Origin of the sequence: Nocardia sp. XZ_19_369 (assembly GCF_015355715.1) — a bacterium.
Taxonomy (GTDB): Bacteria; Actinomycetota; Actinomycetes; order Mycobacteriales; family Mycobacteriaceae; genus Nocardia.
Map to the genome: position 1 here is coordinate 106243 of NZ_JACVED010000015.1, position 16406 is coordinate 122648.

Annotated in this window: 18 protein-coding genes; 6 read left to right on the plus strand and 12 right to left on the minus strand. The window is 62.5% G+C overall.

What is annotated here, in order from left to right; all coding sequences use genetic code 11:
- Positions 1–145: 145 nt before the first annotated feature.
- The gene (locus IBX18_RS40475; protein ID WP_194838693.1) at positions 146–328 is read right to left on the minus strand and encodes a hypothetical protein; all 183 of its coding nucleotides are present in this window, start codon (positions 326–328) and stop codon (positions 146–148) included.
- Between the two features lie 190 nt (positions 329–518).
- Here IBX18_RS40475 and IBX18_RS40480 point away from each other — a divergent pair, with 190 nt between their 5' ends.
- The gene (locus IBX18_RS40480; RefSeq protein ID WP_228542534.1) at positions 519–2417 is read left to right on the plus strand and encodes a GAF domain-containing protein; all 1899 of its coding nucleotides are present in this window, start codon (positions 519–521) and stop codon (positions 2415–2417) included.
- Positions 2418–2487: 70 nt separating this feature from the next.
- On the opposite strand, the gene IBX18_RS40485 is transcribed toward IBX18_RS40480, so the two are convergent.
- The 4 genes from IBX18_RS40485 to IBX18_RS40500 are packed head-to-tail and all read right to left on the minus strand — an operon-like array spanning position 2488 to position 4897.
- Positions 2488–2886: a hypothetical protein gene (locus IBX18_RS40485; protein WP_194838694.1), complete on the minus strand. Its 399-nt coding sequence runs from the start codon at positions 2884–2886 to the stop codon at positions 2488–2490.
- Positions 2886–4259, minus strand: coding sequence for a hypothetical protein (locus tag IBX18_RS40490; RefSeq protein WP_194838695.1), 1374 nt, complete (start codon positions 4257–4259; stop codon positions 2886–2888). Before IBX18_RS40490 ends, IBX18_RS40485 begins: the two co-directional genes overlap by 1 nt.
- A gap of 3 nt (positions 4260–4262) precedes the next feature.
- Positions 4263–4562, minus strand: coding sequence for a WXG100 family type VII secretion target (locus IBX18_RS40495; protein WP_194838696.1), 300 nt, complete (start codon positions 4560–4562; stop codon positions 4263–4265).
- On the minus strand, positions 4559–4897 hold the full coding sequence (locus IBX18_RS40500) for a type VII secretion target (protein WP_194838697.1): 339 nt from the start codon (positions 4895–4897) through the stop codon (positions 4559–4561). The genes IBX18_RS40495 and IBX18_RS40500 overlap by 4 nt, the downstream gene beginning before the upstream one ends.
- Before the next feature lie 254 nt (positions 4898–5151).
- Between IBX18_RS40500 and IBX18_RS40505 the strand changes: the two genes are divergently transcribed.
- Positions 5152–6078, plus strand: a complete 927-nt coding sequence (locus IBX18_RS40505) for a hypothetical protein (protein ID WP_194838698.1) — start codon at positions 5152–5154, stop codon at positions 6076–6078.
- A 668-nt stretch (positions 6079–6746) separates the two neighbouring features.
- Here the strand turns inward: IBX18_RS40505 and IBX18_RS40510 are convergent.
- Positions 6747–7172, minus strand: a complete 426-nt coding sequence (locus IBX18_RS40510) for a hypothetical protein (protein ID WP_194838699.1) — start codon at positions 7170–7172, stop codon at positions 6747–6749.
- Between the two features lie 31 nt (positions 7173–7203).
- Positions 7204–7869, minus strand: coding sequence for an EndoU domain-containing protein (locus IBX18_RS43565; RefSeq protein WP_373889273.1), 666 nt, complete (start codon positions 7867–7869; stop codon positions 7204–7206).
- A 699-nt stretch (positions 7870–8568) separates the two neighbouring features.
- On the opposite strand from IBX18_RS43565, the gene IBX18_RS40520 reads away from it, so the two are divergent.
- Both IBX18_RS40520 and IBX18_RS40525 read left to right on the plus strand, forming a co-directional pair.
- The gene (locus IBX18_RS40520; protein ID WP_194838701.1) at positions 8569–8874 is read left to right on the plus strand and encodes a transposase; all 306 of its coding nucleotides are present in this window, start codon (positions 8569–8571) and stop codon (positions 8872–8874) included.
- A gap of 2 nt (positions 8875–8876) precedes the next feature.
- Complete coding sequence (locus tag IBX18_RS40525) at positions 8877–9764, plus strand: IS3 family transposase (protein WP_194838702.1); 888 nt, start codon at positions 8877–8879, stop codon at positions 9762–9764.
- A gap of 51 nt (positions 9765–9815) precedes the next feature.
- Here IBX18_RS40525 and IBX18_RS40530 read toward each other — a convergent pair whose 3' ends face one another.
- The 5 genes from IBX18_RS40530 to IBX18_RS40550 form a co-directional block, all read right to left on the minus strand.
- Positions 9816–10043, minus strand: coding sequence for a hypothetical protein (locus IBX18_RS40530; RefSeq protein WP_194838703.1), 228 nt, complete (start codon positions 10041–10043; stop codon positions 9816–9818).
- 1314 nt (positions 10044–11357) lie between these two features.
- Positions 11358–12002, minus strand: a complete 645-nt coding sequence (locus IBX18_RS40535) for a hypothetical protein (protein ID WP_194838704.1) — start codon at positions 12000–12002, stop codon at positions 11358–11360.
- Complete coding sequence (locus tag IBX18_RS40540; RefSeq protein ID WP_194838705.1) at positions 11999–12538, minus strand: SMI1/KNR4 family protein; 540 nt, start codon at positions 12536–12538, stop codon at positions 11999–12001. The genes IBX18_RS40535 and IBX18_RS40540 overlap by 4 nt, the downstream gene beginning before the upstream one ends.
- Positions 12539–12575: 37 nt before the next feature.
- On the minus strand, positions 12576–13268 hold the full coding sequence (locus IBX18_RS40545) for a hypothetical protein (protein ID WP_194838706.1): 693 nt from the start codon (positions 13266–13268) through the stop codon (positions 12576–12578).
- A gap of 787 nt (positions 13269–14055) precedes the next feature.
- On the minus strand, positions 14056–14679 hold the full coding sequence (locus IBX18_RS40550; protein WP_194838707.1) for an MspA family porin: 624 nt from the start codon (positions 14677–14679) through the stop codon (positions 14056–14058).
- 505 nt (positions 14680–15184) lie between these two features.
- Between IBX18_RS40550 and IBX18_RS40555 the strand changes: the two genes are divergently transcribed.
- Both IBX18_RS40555 and IBX18_RS42960 read left to right on the plus strand, forming a co-directional pair.
- Entirely contained in the window at positions 15185–15382 is a 198-nt protein-coding gene (locus IBX18_RS40555; protein WP_194838708.1) for a hypothetical protein, read from the plus strand.
- A gap of 662 nt (positions 15383–16044) precedes the next feature.
- Positions 16045–16176, plus strand: a complete 132-nt coding sequence (locus IBX18_RS42960; RefSeq protein WP_255528297.1) for a hypothetical protein — start codon at positions 16045–16047, stop codon at positions 16174–16176.
- Positions 16177–16406 lie beyond the last annotated feature (230 nt).

The following is a 16406-nucleotide window of genomic DNA, read 5'->3' on the forward strand; positions in this document are numbered from 1 at the left end:
ACCGCACGACCGGTTGTCGGGTATTCACCGCTTCTCGCGTGTGCACGCAAACGGCGACAAGGGATCCCGCGAGCGCAACGACGGCCGTTACGGTGGCGGAGAGACGGCGAAACAGCGGCATCTTGTTCCTTTTCGAGCGGTGATGTCAGAAAGTCTGTTCGCCGGTCGGCCGCTTCGACAGGTGCGCGTCACCCACTTTTCCGCCGCAGATCATGGCGGAGGTCACCACCCACATGCGCGAGGGCCAGTCGAATACGGGCCGTGGTGTGCCGATCAATGTATGGGCGAGATGGACATTCGCTGCGGCAAATGTGTCGGCCACCCACATCGTCACGCCGCTGGACCACACATAGTGTTTTCGGCAGCACATCTCGAGGTGTGGAGGCACCATGGGTGGTCCACGGCGACCGGGGCGCCGGCCGCGACCTACCGACAGCCCCGACCGGCAGGCGATGGCGACCGGCAACCAACGCCCGGATCGAGACTGCCGATGTCGCCCCGAGCGGAGGCGCTACACCATGATGGCCGTGACGTGCGAGATCTTCCTGGAAATGCTCGAGCGGGAAGCTCCTGCCGTCGAATTCGAAGCGCCACTGCTCGAAGCGCGCACCGCCGGTGCTTCCGCCGCCGAACTGGCCGAGCTGGACAGCGCCAAGTGCGCTGCGCTACGAGTCCGCGCGCTGCTGGAGCGCCGGGCTCGCCGGGAAGCCGAATTGGCAGCACTGTTCGACACTGCCGGAGATCTCGCCGGGCTACGCGATGTGGACGCGGTCCTGCAAGCCATCGTGCACCGCGCGCGGCGGCTGCTGCACGCTGATGTCGCCTATCTGACCCTGCCGGATCCACAGCGCGGCGACACCTTCATGCGAGTCACCGACGGGTCCGGCTCGCAGGCCTTCCGATCCACCCGGCTGGCGATGGGCGATGGTCTGGGCGGGCTGGTCGCGCAGACTGGAATGCCGTACAGCACTGCGGATTACTTTGCCGACCAACGGTTCCGCCACACCACGGAGATCGACAGTGCCGTGCGGGAGGAGGGTCTCGTCGCCATCCTCGGCGTGCCGATGAAGCTCGGCGACCAGGTCATCGGTGTCCTCTTCGCCTCGCATCGCGACTTCCGCCCCTACGCTCCCGAAGAGATAGCGCTGCTGGTCTCCCTCGCCGCGCACGCGACGATCGCCGTCGACTCGGCGCGGCTGCTCACCGAAACACGCACCGCCCTAGCCGAACTCAGTGCGGCCAGCGCGGCCATGCACGCGCACTACAACACCGTCGAACGCGCCGCGCAGGCACACGACAGAATGACCGACCTGGTCGTTCGGGGCGGCGGCGTAGCGGATGTCGCGACCGTGGCCGCCGACATTCTCGGCGGCGCGCTGCTGGTACTCGACGCCGACGGGCGCAGACTCACCGAAATCGGCCCAGCGGATGCCGGCGCGCAACTCGGCGACGAACAGGCCGTCCGCGAAATAGCCGCTACCGCAGCACAACTCGGCCGCACCGTCGTAGCGAAGGAGCTGTGGGCCGCACCGGGCGGCGCAGGCAGTAGGCCGTTGTGCACGCTGGTCCTGCATCATCCCGGCGAACTGCCGCCCGCCGATCAGCGCATCCTGGAGCGAGCCGCACTCGTCACCGCACTCCTGTTGCTGTTCCAGCGCAGCATCGCCGAAGCCGAGGGCCGAGTGCGCGGCGAACTCCTCGACGACCTGCTGGACGGGCGTGTCATCGACGACAAGGCATTACACAGCCGGGCCACCCTGCTCGGCATCGATCTGACACAACCGCAGATGCTCGTCGTCGCCGAACACGGCGGCCACCACCGCGCCGCGGCGTGGACAACCCACTACGTCATGTCCCGCCACGGTTTAGCGGTAACTCGCGGCAGGCACACCGTCCTGCTGCTCCCCGGCAACGACGCCTCCACCACCGCACACTGCGTCGCCAAGGAACTCCGTGCGGCACTAGGGATTTCAGCAACCGTCGCCGGCTCCGGACCAGTCGACCTACCGAACCGGCCACCCGCCGCCTACCGCGAAGCCCGCCAATGCATCCAACTGATGAACGCACTCGGCAAACACGGATCATCCGCCAGCGCAGCAGATCTCGGATTCATCGGCCTGCTCATCAACAGCGGCGACAACGTACTGGCATTCCTGAACACCACACTCGGCCCGATCATCGACTACGACCTACGCCGCGGCGCCCCCCTCATCGACACCCTCGAAACCTACTTCGCCACCAGCTGCAGCCTCAGCAACAGCGCCAAACTCCTCCACATCCACGTCAACACAGTCACCCAACGCCTCGACCGCATCACCGCCCTCCTCTGCGAAGGTTGGCAACACCCCGACCGCGCCCTCGAAATCCAACTCGCCCTACGCCTACACCGCCTCCGCGAATCAGCGGCCTTTCCCTGATGAGGACGGGATGAAGTGCGCATTCGAGTGAGGCTCGGCTGATGTGCGACCGGTCCGACCGCACTAACACCTACCGGGCTCCGCCAGCGCCCAAGAGCTCATCCAGTTCACCGATGATCCGGTCGAAATCTTTTACCGCACGCTCGCAGAATTCTTTATCTTGCCGCTCCAGGAAATCCGAGGCTTGCGCTTCGGTCGCGAAGCGGTGATGTTCTTTCTCGGCCATGACTCGCTCCGGAACCAACACCCAGTTCCGCCGCGTGGTGTCGAACAGCCAGTCGATATCACGATGATCAGAATCGATAATTTTACGCAGCTGTTCTGCGAACTCAACCGGCCGAGGTTCCGCAAAACGCCAGACCACCAGCGGCGGAACGGACGAGCCGTCATCGCGAGTACCGCCCGCGTGCCGGTACCATTCGAGATCCCCGTAGGGCTGGAGTCGGGCAATGAAATCACGAGAGTTCATTACCCCACCGGCTTGATAGTAGCACCGGGATTATCTCCCATAATAGTCTTCCGCCATTCCTCGATCGGTACCGGATTGGAATTATGCCGTGGATCGTAGACGTACTTCCCGTCTGTATAGACTTCATGATATAGGAATTCTTCGCGCCTCCCATATTCCTCGACAGTCACATCTTTCCCGGGTGGTGGATCAACTCTGAGTATCTCTCCTGCGCCCGCCGCTACCTTTTCCAATCGTTCCGCAATCTCAGAACAGTCTTCACCTGGATGGATGCCCTCACGGAGCATCCGCGCCATCTCGTCAGTGACATCCTTGTTGGGTACCGCCGCCGAATCGGGCCCGGTGCCAGAACCCTGGTCGCCATCATCGATCACCGCGCGCATGGCAATGATGGTGGCCAAAGCCTTGATGCCATCACTGAGGGTGGGAACTTTGTCGAAGGAGTCGATGACTCCTACGGTTACGCTGGCGGCCAGCGTGACTTTGAGGATCTGAAACAGCCTCTTGCTGCTATAGAGACCGCGGATAACGTTGATTGTATCGGCAGCGGCGGCGGTAACACCCGCGCCGGCCACCGCAATAGAACCGCCGAAGCTGAACAGAGCACCCAATGCCGCACCGGCAACGAGTAGCCCGACGGCCCAAGCGAACGTTTCCATTGCCGATTTGATCGCCTCGCCGACCTCTCTTGTCGAGCCATGGTAATCCGCGACCGGTGCAGCGACATTGAGTGAAGCCGCGGCCAGATTGTCGGCTCCGGACTTGAGGGAGCCGAAGGTTTCCTGGATAAGCTGCCGGTTGTGAGCCTGGTCCATGCCGTCGAACAAGGAGGAAATCGTAGAGATCTTAGCGCTCGCACCTTTGACGGTCTCGTTTTCGGCAAATGTCTTCCACGTGGTGGAGGCTTTCGCGAGCTTGTCGACATCTCCGTTGGGGAGCTTTTCGAATGTGCTGACGAGCTTGGCCACGAGTTCGCTGAAGAACTCCTCGGCGCCGCCGTTGTGTTTGACACCGTTTCCATTTTCATGAACAGAAGTTGGAATACTGACCCTATACTCCCCGACCTGCTGGATCGTCGGTCGCGGTGGTGCCGGACTGCTCTTGTTGGCTACGCCATAGTTGTATCCGCTGGCGTACAGCACATTCCCGAAGTTGGTCAGAGCGTCAGCCAGATGCGTGCATGTCTGCATCGTTTCCTGGGCAACCCGGTCGTAGGTTTCGCCCCATTGCTTGCATCCGGGGGCGTCACCGGCCATGCCGGCGCACTCACCCTTGACCGCATCGTGCACCGGCTTGTCTGCACTACGCAGCTCAACCGCAAGGTCATGACACTTCTTGGCGGCCTCGTAGTAGGTTTCCCAGTTGACGAGCACTGCTCAGCCCCCTTTGAGCATCCTCAAATTGATCTCGATCGCCCGACCGTAAGCAGAGTGGGCCTTGCGCGCGGCATCACTCATTTCCCGGACCCCGTCAGCGAATTCTCTTGCACCCGTGGCCCATTCACGATGCGCCTGAGCATAGGCCTGTGCCGCGACGCCCTCCCAGCCGCTCCCGGCAAGAGTGGCGACCTTGTCATCGACCTCATCCAGACGCTCGGCGACGAACCCCGCCAGACCGGCCAGCCTCGCCACGATCTCATCGAGATGGTCGAGATCGACCTGGAACTCCGCACTCACGGCAGATCCAAGCTGGAGGCGTTCAGTGCGGTGGCGTTGCTTTCATCGCGGGCTTGGTACGTCTCGGCAGTGACCCCCAGTTTTTCGGCCATACCTGCCAAGGCGGCGATGATCTGACCGCCGCCGTCTCGCACATCGGCCCAGCCATCACCGAACTCGTTCGCGAAGTCACCTGTCCACGTGCCACCCGCCAATGTGGCGACGTCCTTTGCCGCGGAATCCAACGCCGTGCGCAGCGCTTCGGCCAGCTCATAGACGAACTTGCCGACATCACGCACCTTTTCGGGAACTACGGAAACGCTTTGTCCAGCTGCTGGAATCCCCCCATCACTCATGTTCGGAGGCTACCGAACACGACCAACCACAGCAACGGCATCTTCACAACCGTGTCTACCTCCACGGACTGAAGTTCCGAGCAGCACCACCGCCGACACCCACGCTCTATCACCGAGCTCGGCGCTTCGGGCTCGACGGCGTGGCCGACACGTCCGAAAGCGGCTGAGCTGCTGACCAAACGGGATTCGCCGACGGGATCGCAGCGGTGTGGCAGCCCAGCGGAGACTGGTATTCGCCCGCAACATCGCCCTCGATGCCGAGGACACTTGAATCAATTTCAGTGCGTAATTCATCGGCAGTGGTTTGCCGGTGGAATGGACAGCTCTCCGGCATCGACGCACGTCGTCAAAGCCGTCTCTACGATGGCGGCATGGGGTTGGATGCCTTCGTACGCTGCCGATGCTGGCAGGACGGCCGCACCACCGCCGCGCCGGTCCCGGTAGACCTGATCGTCGAAGACGGCGCGGGCTATCTGACGCTCTCGCTGCCCTACGAAGGGCATGAAGATCAGCACCACAGTGTGGACGGCTGGATCCGTGACGGCGCATGCCCGCACGAACATATGGAATTCGCATCCGAACGGATCTCGAACTGGTCCGGCTACAGACTCTTTCGGTCAGCCCTGGAGGCAGCCGGAGCAGCCGACTTCCCGACCCTGTCCACGGAACTTCCCGACCGCAACGGTGGCCAGCTGTCACCAACGTCAGCCTCGGCTGCGCTCATCGAAATCGCCGAATTCCGCGACCGGCCCACCGTCGGCACCGAAACCACGCTCGTCGACGCCTCAACTGGTGAAACGCTGGTAACCGCGGTACCGGCATACAAAGGAGTTTTCAGCTGGGATGGCCGGACAAAACACAACTTTGCACTTGATGCCGAAGCCGGTCTCACAATCGTCGACACCGCCGCAGATCCCGAATCGGAGATCTTTCGGGCGCGCAACTTCACCCAGAAACAGTCGTGGCGGGGCGGATACTGGTTCACCGACCTCGGCACCGGACAACGGACGAAGGTCCCGGTGCACGGTCCGATCAACCCGACGAACTCTCCGAGCTATCCGCGCCGGATGCGCGTGCAGAACACGCCGGTCAGCCCAGACCGGTTCGACTACATACTCATCCCGTTGACCCGAGTGCTCCAAGCCGCCGCCGACACCGGCAACCCAGTCGTGTGGTGCTGACTCCAAACTCCGCACGACTCCGGGATTGGCGAACCCCGGAGAGGGCCGGGGGCAGACGGTCTCGGGTAGGCGAGCCCGACAAGGAGATCCGGCGGTGCTGCCTCGGCTCGGCGCACCGGAGGAGGTAGTCCAGGGCGCGAACAACCTCGGGCAGGCGAACCCGAGAAGGGGGGTCCGGGGGGGGCGAAGCCCCGCCGGGCGGGGCGTGGGGGTTGCGCCCCCACAAAACAGACGAAATGAGCCCCGCACGCGCATTCCGCGTGCAGGGCTCACCCAGCGAATGAAGTGGACCATATGTCACGTTACTCGAACTCAGTCGCGCCTAGCTCCCCGGCCAATCAAGTCCAGAAAACTTACCCTGACCAGCCGATATATCAATAGGTACGGAGTCCCCGAGAAGGGGACGCGAAGCGCCTCTCCCCCAAAGCTCAAGTGATGCAGAGGATTTCAGTGGGTTGTCACGAGCAACTAACGCGGCGCCAAGCTCCCCGCCTGGATACCTCGCTAGCAAGACACTCGCCGAATCCGCGCGGAGCCAGCAGATCGACCAACACGTATCAGCCATCCTCGGTCCGGCGATCAAGAGTTATGCCATGATCCGCAGCGTCCTATCGAGGATTTGTCGGTCAAGGCTCGTTAGGCATAGTTCACACCGGCGCGCAAGCTCACTATTCGGGCTGGCGATGCAGATCGATACTGACCTCGAGTGCCGGGTGCCCGTCCTGCCCAGGATCGGGTAGCGGGGGGAGCTCGTCGACGACGTTGAGTTCTGTCATGATGTGGTCGCGATCATGTAAGAACCGAAACATCGGATCAGGATCTTCGATCTTGTACATGAGTTCCCGGAACAAGTCGCGTTCGGCGGGGGTGATCGGTATCTGCCCACGGTACAGCGTCGCCGCGATGGAGTCGACCAGAATTGGGGTTTCTGCCTGTTCCCGCATCGCATCGTAGAAGACGTATGGACTTTCATCGTCGCCGAGCGCCGCCGAGCGCGCCTCCAATCTAGCGCGCAGGCCATCCAGCAGTTTATCGATTCTCTCGCTCCACCAATGGTGATTCTTCAATTGCTGGGCGTAGTAGGCTTCATCCACATTTCACCTTCCGATTCTGTCAACAAGCAGGTCACCGGCGCCGGCCGTCGGGGCCCGTGCGGCCAACCCCTGGCTGGCCTCCGTCTGGATACGCTGTCACGATCTCCCCGTTCGGGGCAACCACAACGTTGATGTTGAGCCCGCCGCCAGGACCTGGGGCGTACCCGTTGACGATGTAGTTACCGCTGTCCCGCTGTGGTTGCCGCGGGTACGGCTTCGGGTTCTTCGCAATCGCTATCGCGGCCCTAGCGATATCGTCCTCTGTCCAGCTCTCCGGAAAGAGATCCTTGTTCCGCTTCGGGTTCGTTGCGTTCCATCCATGACCACCATGTTCAACATTCGGATTCGGATGGCCGTTATAGATCTTGTTCTTGTTTCCGGCGTGACTTTGATTGCGTCGGGTGGCGGGTATTGCTGTGGATGGACCGTTCCCTTGAACGTGACTGTCGGCTGGTCCCGCGGTTTTTTGAGTGAGCGGAAGTAGACTTCCTGCCAAATTTGTATCTCGTCGCCTGATTTGGCGTTGGGGACTTCCCAGACGTAGTCGTTGCCGTTCTTGGTGACCGGGATATCCAGGTATTCGCCATTCTTGGATATCAGAAGCTGCCCTGGGCCGAGGGAGGTGCCGGCGTCGACACCGGTGTGCAGTGTGCCCCTCAATGTTCCGGTTTGAGATCCTGGAGTATCGGGCTCCCACACGACCCTGCCTTGTGAGGGCTGGATCGGTGGGGCGACCAGAAGGTTCGATGTGACCTGCTGGTCCGGGTAGATGGCCTTGGGATCGCTGGCTACTTGCTGGACCGGCAGCCCCGAGCGTCCGATTCGTGTCCCGGCGGGAGACCCTGCAGATCGGGCGCCAGCGAGGAATGCTGCCGTTGCCGTGATCAGCAGGAACGAGATGCGGCCATCGGTTCCACGTTTCTGAGGCTGTGGTCCGGATTCGTTCTCGTCGTGCGGCGGCGTGGCTGGGGAAGGTGGCGACGATTCCGGTGGCAGTGGCGGCGGGTTGCCGTGCAGAATGCGCTGCTTGAGGTCGGCGAATTCCTGATCTGAAAGCACACCTTGTTCGTGCAGCTTCGCGGCGCGTTCGAGTTGCGACACGACATCGGGGCCCTGGACAGCGGGCGGTGACGGCGGGGGCGCAAGCGCGGGACCCTCGGGCGCGTTCGGCACTTGCGTCGGCGGCGGTGCAGGGGGACGTTCATTGCCAGGTAGCACTGGCTCCGGGGCGCCGGGCACCGGGATAATGGGTGTGCCGTTGTAGGGACTCGGTGCTGGTGGGATATATGCGCCGCCGTTGGGTCCGCCACCAGGGCCGGGCTGGTTGGGGGTGAGGTTCCCCCGCTTTCCTGGAGGGCTCTGAGCATGGTCCGATAGGACCAGGAAGGAGCCTCTTGTGGCAGCACCGAAGAAGTATCCCGATGAGTTGAAGGCGCGGGCGGTCCGGTTGTATCGGGAGTCCGATCCCAAGCCGACGGTCCGCAAGCTCGCCGCGCAGCTCGGGGTGCATCACGAGGCGTTGCGGAACTGGATCCGCCAGGCCGAGGCCGATGCCGGTGAACGGGCCGATCGGCCGACCACGGACATGGCCGCGGAGAATCGGGCGTTGAAGAAGAAGGTCGCGGAGTTGGAGCGGGTGAACGCGGTGTTGCGTTCTGCGAGTGCGTATTTCGCCTCGGAGCTCGACCAGACCCGGAGGTGATCGTGCGGTTCGTCAAGGACCACCCGCAGTACCCGGTCGAGCTCGTATTACGGGTGCTTCAGATCGCGTCATCGACGTTCTACGAGTGGAAGAAACGCGCAGTCGAGCCGTCGGCACGGCAACTCGAAGACCAGCGGTTGTTAGCCGAGATCGTCGATATCCATACCAGTTCGGGCGGCACTTACGGCTCTCCGCGCGTGCACGCGATGCTGGCGCGGCGCGGCATCGGTGTCGGCCGCAAACGGGTGGAGCGGTTGATGCGGCAGGCCGGTTTGCAGGGCGCTTTCCTGCGCCGCAAGTGGCGGATCGGTTCCACCAGACAGGATCCGCGGGCCCGGCCGGCACCAGATCTGGTGGAGCGGAATTTCTCCGCCGACGCCCCGACCGGGATGTGGGTCGCCGACGCGACCCGCATCCCGGTCGGGGAAGGCGTGTTCTGGTTGGCCGCGGTCCGCGATGCGTTCTCCAACCGGATCGTGGGGTGGAAGACCTCCGATCGTTGCGACACCGATCTCGTGCTCGGCGCCCTGGAATACGGCGTCTGGTCCCGTGACGTTCGCGATGGCGAACTGATTCACCATTCCGACCGCGGTTCGACCTACACGGCTTTCAAGTTCTCGACGCGGTTGGCCGACAACGGGATTGCGCAATCGATGGGATCGGTCGGTGACTCTTATGACAACGCGTTGATGGAGAATTTCTTCTCCACCTTGAAGACCGAACTGGTTTACCGCCGGTCCTGGCGGACCCGCGACGAGGCCGAGAACGCGTTGTTCGCCTACATCGATGGTTGGTACAACAACCAGCGGATCCAGAAGAAGCTGGGTTGGCGATCACCGGATGAGTTCGAATCCAGTTACCATCAACAGGTTCCGGTCGGAACCAGATAATTCGCTCTCCGGCCAAGCGGGGGAACCTCACTACCAAATTCGTGCGAAGTCCTACGGCGTGATGTCTGCACCTGTGGACGACCACACCCGCCAGATGGCTACTGGAATGTAGATGGTGATGCCATGCTCCTGATGCCGAACATGCACATCGTCCTCGGCGCCATCGGGGATGTCGTACTCCACGATGACATGATCACCGGCCGACAGCAGCTGCTCATCGCCTTGGATCTCATAGGTGACAGCTATCGGCTTGCCGCCGGCCTGAATGCGCACTCTCACGTAGTGAATCTAACGGCACAGCGCGCTGCACTCTTCAGCCGTGGAGCGCGCGTTGGTCGACTGTCCAATCTGTTGCTCGACACGACTTCCCACGCGCGCAAATACCGACTTCCGTACGTCGCCTCGGCTTTGGCCACCGTGTGAGTCGCAGGACCCCTGAGGTCACGCCACTTTGACCAGCTGGATGCCAGACACCTAACGCGACTCGAACCCCAACCTGCAACCATCGACGCAGGTCAGCCATGCAATCACCCGCCCTGGAATAATCGATTAAAAAAGCCGCAGGTCTCTGACCTGCGGCTTTTTATGAGTGGACCATATGTCACGTTACTCGAACTCAGGCGCGCCCAGCTCCCAGGCCAATCAAGTCCAGAACTCACTCTGACCAGCCGATATATCAGTGAATACGGAGTCCCCGAGAGGGGGACGCGGAGCACCTCACCCCCAAAGATCAAGTCTTGTAGAGGATTTCAGTGGGTGTCACGAGCAACTAACGCGGCTCCAAGCTCCCCGGCTGGATACCTCGCTAGCAAGACTCTCGCCGAATCCGCGCGGAGCCAGCCGATCGACCAACACGTATCAGCCATCCTCGGTCCGGCGATCCAGCAGGTATGCGAGGGAATGCTCCGACGAGGGTCGTTCGGGGGACTAGCTTTCAGAAGCAACTGGATCGAGGTGTGCACCACCGGGCCGGACGGATTTGGGCTAGATGCAGTGATCGCTGCGCGCGAGCGCACCGGACCGCAATCGCTGTGCGTCGACGACGTTCTCGTGTGGCTGGTCGGCGGCGAAGTCGAAGTCATGATCGGCACTACGCGTGCGGGAGTCCGCCGAAGCCTGCAAACACACTTGTCATGCCGCGACCCGCGCGTCGGCGTCTGGAAATAGCCTGGTGGGGGCATATGTGTCGCGTTCGGGGGGACGCGTCGTATCCGAACTGGTGCATTCCGTTGCTCGTGCGAAGCGATGCACGATCAAAGATTCGGAGTCAGTGCCTTGTTTGGACTGCTCGACGTCTTCGGGCATCTTCAGGGAGAAGTAGACCCCAACGGTCACCTTCGGGAACGTCCGCTACTAGCCGAATATCGTGCACCTCTGTGCAGTTCGGAGACGAAGTCGGCGACTCCCGGTCGACCTACCCCGTCCGGGTGTCACCGTTGGGCACTCTCGAATAGCACTCAGCTCTGGCGCCTTTGGGAGTCGCGGCATAGCGACGACTTGAATAGCTTCCCGTGCCCAGTCTGGATCCTCACCTGACAATTCTGATGTGAGTCGGCGCGGCCCTGGCACGACCGGGTCGACATGGCGTACTCGTTAGCGTTTGCGGATCGAGCAGACGTTCCACTCGTAGTCTTCCCACTCGAGATCGATTCGGAGTCGTTCATTGGTCGCGCCGCCCAGTGCGTCGACGGGGCGGTCATAATACGCGACCGCGTCGAGGTAGGCGGTGTCGCGTGTCGGGAACTCCATCAGCATCGTGTACTCCAGGTGTGGTGCTCCGTGCGCATCGAACTGTTGCTGGAGGGCGTCGTTTGCTTGAGTAATGCCGTCCCCGTTCAAGTCGATTCGGCTACGGGCGCAGGAGCGCGCGTTGACCGCGACAGGGTCCTGCGCGCCGATCGATTCGAAGTACTGACGGACAGCATCGAGCACCAGAACGCGTTGCTTGAGGCCAAACGCGTCGAGTACTGGGATATCGCGGGGGTCAGGCACTCCGACATCGCTGCTGTCGGGACCGTCATGTGTCAAGACCAGCGCGATCGTGGTGCCCGCAAGGGCTAGGGAAGCGATTGTCACTGCTGTCAGCACAACCCACACCGGCCGGGAGGCGTGCCAACGCCCAGACCCTGATGCCTTGTTGGTGTTGGGCTGCTCACTTGTTCGGATCGGTTGAGCTGCGGCCGGGCCGGCCTCGCTGTCGTGGTCGGCGGCGTCGCTACCGGTTGGTGTGTCGGTCACTGCTCTGCGACCTCGGCGATGGCCTCGTCGAGGCCGATGGTGATGGCTCGCGATTCGAACTGTGCCCAGGCGTAGATGTCATCGAAGGGAGTGTCTTCACCGGATTGGCAGTCGTAGCACCGGCTGGACTGTTCGCGAGTCGCGGTGGGGAAAGCGGCTACGACGAAGCGGGACGAGGAGTTGTCGTGTGCGACCAGGACGAACTTGTGACCGTCGGGAGCTTTTGTCGCGTCGCGTCCTTGGCTGGCGAAATATTCGTCGATCGCGTCGTTGTTGAGGGCCCACAGGTCACTGGCACCGAGATCGTTGGTGCCGTACAGCTGGCTGCTGCCGAATACCGGCCAGCCGTTGCAGGTGCGCAGCAGATCCCGGTAGGCGTCGTCGAACAGCACGTCCAGTCGTTGTTCGGCCGCGGCGATATCTGCGTCGGTGGCGGGTGGGTTCGGTGGTGCGGATCGCCATTGTTCCGTACGCAATGTGGCTGCGCGTTCCTGCAATTGAGCAAGGGTCGTAACGAGCTGACTCCAGTTCCTCACTGTGTCTCCTCAGTCTCCTGCTGTTCGTCCGGTCGGGTCAGAATGTGTCGGCGACGCACTCCATATTCACCTCGTCCCAGTGTCCCGGGACGAACGAGTACGCCAAATAACCGTCAGGGTAGGCACCGGATTGCCCGCCGATCGACTGGTTGAGTCGAGGGGTCATTTTGACCCACCCACCGGGCGACTTCGGGTCGCCACCCCATGTCGTGTCAGGGGCATGTCCGACCTGATAGCCCTGATATTTGATCTTGTTGGCCTCGCTGGCATTGCGTTCCTTGTTCGCTTCGTCGCTGCCGACCTGCCGCAATGTCCTGCCGCCGTAACGCGGGTCCGGAACGTTGGTGGGTACCTTCATGCGGGGGCGCGGGGTGTTGTTGGCCCGGCCGATGTACTCGAGCCGCTGAGACGCCTCCTCGGCGGTTTCTCCCCCGCGGGGTGGGCACACCGCGACTGGACCGCCACATCGGCTCTTGCCGTTGTACGTGTGTTGAAGTCGGTTGAAGTCTTTGCAGCGGTCGGTCTTGTTGCCCGAGATCTTCCATTCGTTGAACTGGTCGAGGGTTTCCCGCTGGACTTGTTTCTCAGCCAAGTCCCTGCCGACCTGCTCCCACAACTGGCGGTCGTTGAGGTCTTTGAGCTGCTCGAACTCTGCCTTGAAGTCTTCCTCGTATTTTCCGTGGAGACCGCGGCCGACGATGATGGACCGCTCGAGATCTTCGAACGTCATCAAGCACCCCGGATCGCAGACCACGTTGCGGCGTTGCCCGCAGAAAAGGTCAGCCAGCGAGGCTCCGCCGGGTGTGCACGCGACTTGTTTTGCCGACGAGGACGCGGGCGGCGGGGGTGCCTCCGGACCGGGAACAGGCTCAGCGCCGGGGGGTGCCGGTCGGTTCGGCTGTGGCGGGGGCGCAGGCGGCTCATTGCCGGGGAGTACTGGGTTCGGTGCGCCGGGTACCGGGATGATGGGTGTGCCATTGTAGGGGCCGGGTGCTGGTGGGATATAGGCGCCACCGTTGGGCCCGCCGCCAGGGCCGGGTTGACTGGGCGCGGTCGGGATCGCTGGTGTCGGCACCGGGGGCATGGAGGGTGGTCCGGGTTGGGGCTGCGGTGGTGGCGGAGGTGGGCACGACACCATGGGTGAGGGTATGCAGATCGGTTGCGCCGCGACGGGGCTTGACCACCCCACAATGGCCGTGCCGCTTAAGGCCGCAGTCAGTGCCACGACCACGACGGTTCGACATCGCTGTGGCAAAAGTCGGCCTGCGCGAGTCGGCGTGGGCGCCGGCCGCACGCGGTTTCGCGCCAGATCATCGAGATCGGTAGAAGGCACTGCGGCGATCACAGGCCGTGCTCCCTTCTGCTGCGTTGCAGGCTTCACCAAACTGGGAATACGGGGGAGAGCTATACGAGCCGACACCGATCAAGATCAGTAATGGGGATGCTATCGCATTGGTCCGGGGGTGGTGATCAGCTATAACACTGACATCTGGTCACCCAGGGACTGTGGATTGCGGTCAGAACGACTGTGGTTCGCCATAGACGGTGACCGAGTCGTCGCGGGTGGCGGTGGAGACCGTCAACGACGCGATCGAACGCATCGCGACCTGCCCGATACAGGAATCCACGTGCAAGGCCACCTCTTTGAGCGCCAAGTCCCCCGTCGCGGCGGCGATCGGCTTGGACGCCAACGTCACGGTGGTGATGGTGCCCGGGCGCAGCGTCACCGAGACATTCCCGCCGACCCCGGCATTGGCGCCAGCGTTACCTCCGACACCGCCGGACGGGGACTGCGACAGCGTGCCGTTGCCGGTGACACCGAGATTCGCGCCGAGGTTGGCGTTCAAACCCAGAGTGAGCCCGGAGGAGACGTCGGTGTTGCAGCCGATCATCAACCCCAGCGCGAGCATCCCCGCCCGCACCGGCGTGCTGCCCTGCCCACCGATCACCGCACTGGCAGTAGCGGAAAAGAACGCCTCACGGGAGAACGCGGCGGCGTTCAACGGCGGCACCCGATCCAGATTCTCCTCGGTCTTCGTGACCGAAATCGCCCACCCCTCAGGGGTCTCGATCGTGCGGTCCTTGTCGATGCTCGGGTCCGCGAACCCGACACCACCGGCGGGCACACCCAACAACAGCACCGCCAACACCGCCCGAAGGATCGATCGAATTCTGCCTGTACGCACAAACACTCAGATTCCCCTCCAGCATTCGTTGCGATGGAAGACATCAAGCACACGGCCGAGCCCGGCAACACTAGCCTCTGGTGAAGCGAGAGCCAGGTATTCAGGGCCAAACACGCCGTTTGCAGAGGATTGGCACCCTGACCCCAGAGCAACACGATCTTTCGCGATACCGCGCGGAACGCCATCCAAGCCGACGGCGCCGCACACATATTCGTCGAAGCGGACTTCAGTCAGAATTAGTGAGCTATGCCGCGACCCACGCGTTCGATCAGGCATAAGTGTTGACCCGCAGTTGATCTCGCGAACGCGCACATGCCGCTTACGGCTCGCTTCGGCGCACCGGCCTGGCCTATGGCTGGCCGAACGCACCGTCTATCCCGAAGGAGTGTCGCAGCCTCTGCCGTACTTCGCCGTTCGTAGACTCCGGCTCGATCAGATCGCTACCCGGCGGGAGGACATCGTGTTCAACCAATTCGATCGCGTGGTGATCGCCACCGACGATTTTAAGGATCTCGGTGTACCGCGCGGTGCGGTCTGCTTCATTGTCGACCTGTACACCAGCGACGAGTTTGAGCTCGACTACTCCGAAGCGGAAACCGGCGCGACCATCGTGACCTTCAGCGCCCACTCCGGCCAGATACGTCCACTCGACAAGTAGTGCGCTGCGTCTCCCCTCAAAAGATCCGCACATAGCCGCTTACCGGGTCATGCAGGGACTGCGGACTCCGCCACCAGGCAAAACACTAACCCGTTCCAAAGCTGCTGTCGGTGATTCACCCGAGCGGCGACGTGATGATCCGTCACGATGGCAAGCGACCATCCCCTCTGCGGGATCGGTCGGGTACCGCTGTGCCGCAACCATGACGGCGCAGCAGGTGTCGAGCTACGCGACCAGCCGGGAACAAGATGCTGTCGAAATTCGCGACTAAAGCGGTGCCCAAATTCGCGATCAAAGCCAGACGACCGAGCCTTCCGGAGGACTGCACCGAGTGTCGGTAGGCCGAGATATGTTGGTACCACGCCGTTTCGGTGCGTTCGCATGGACAGGGGGTCTGCGATGCTGGTTGTCAACGGTGATCGTCGCGGGATTGCACCCACCGAACGAATCGTCCTCGGCTGGCTGCGCTCGTGGACTGGCCCGTACATGATCGACGGTGTTGCCGTCTCTGGCTGCTACCTCGCCGATCGTCGCCGCGGTCGGCGAGCCACCGAGACCGACCTGGTGGTCATCACTCCGCGCGCCTGCGTGGTCATCGAGGTCAAAGGAACATCAGCCCGGTCAGCGGCGTGCTTTCATGCCCGGCCAACGGTCCCTGGTCGATGCCGGAAATCGACGGTGACCCGGTGCACGTGCGGCGCAATGACCTCAACCCGCTCAACCAGCTGAGCGAACAGACGTTCAAACTCAAGAAGCTGGCCAGCGGACTCGGCATCGATACGCTGTCGCCGTGAAGCCTTCGGACGGGCCGCCCGCTTGCCAACTTCTCGGCACGCCCTCGCTCTTGCAATTCGGCACGGGCCCACACTTTGAACCGTCCCGGGTTTGGGACCGCTTTGGGCTGTCCCGGGTTCTTGTCCGCCGGGTCACGAGAATCAGGAGACCGATTGTAGATGGCGGTTGGTCTTCTCGAACTCCGATGGGGTGAGCCAGCCGAGACTGGAGTGTCGTCGTTGGCGGTTGT

Bases quoted from the DNA above. Each gene is read 5' to 3' on its own strand.
- IBX18_RS40475 (WP_194838693.1), bottom strand. From the start codon at position 328: ATGTGGGTGGCCGACACATTTGCCGCAGCGAATGTCCATCTCGCCCAT.
- IBX18_RS40480 (WP_228542534.1), top strand. From the start codon at position 519: ATGATGGCCGTGACGTGCGAGATCTTCCTGGAAATGCTCGAGCGGGAA.
- IBX18_RS40485 (WP_194838694.1), bottom strand. From the start codon at position 2,886: ATGAACTCTCGTGATTTCATTGCCCGACTCCAGCCCTACGGGGATCTC.
- IBX18_RS40500 (WP_194838697.1), bottom strand. From the start codon at position 4,897: ATGAGTGATGGGGGGATTCCAGCAGCTGGACAAAGCGTTTCCGTAGTT.
- IBX18_RS40505 (WP_194838698.1), top strand. From the start codon at position 5,152: ATGCCGAGGACACTTGAATCAATTTCAGTGCGTAATTCATCGGCAGTG.
- IBX18_RS40545 (WP_194838706.1), bottom strand. From the start codon at position 13,268: ATGACGTTCGAAGATCTCGAGCGGTCCATCATCGTCGGCCGCGGTCTC.
- IBX18_RS42960 (WP_255528297.1), top strand. From the start codon at position 16,045: ATGCCGGAAATCGACGGTGACCCGGTGCACGTGCGGCGCAATGACCTC.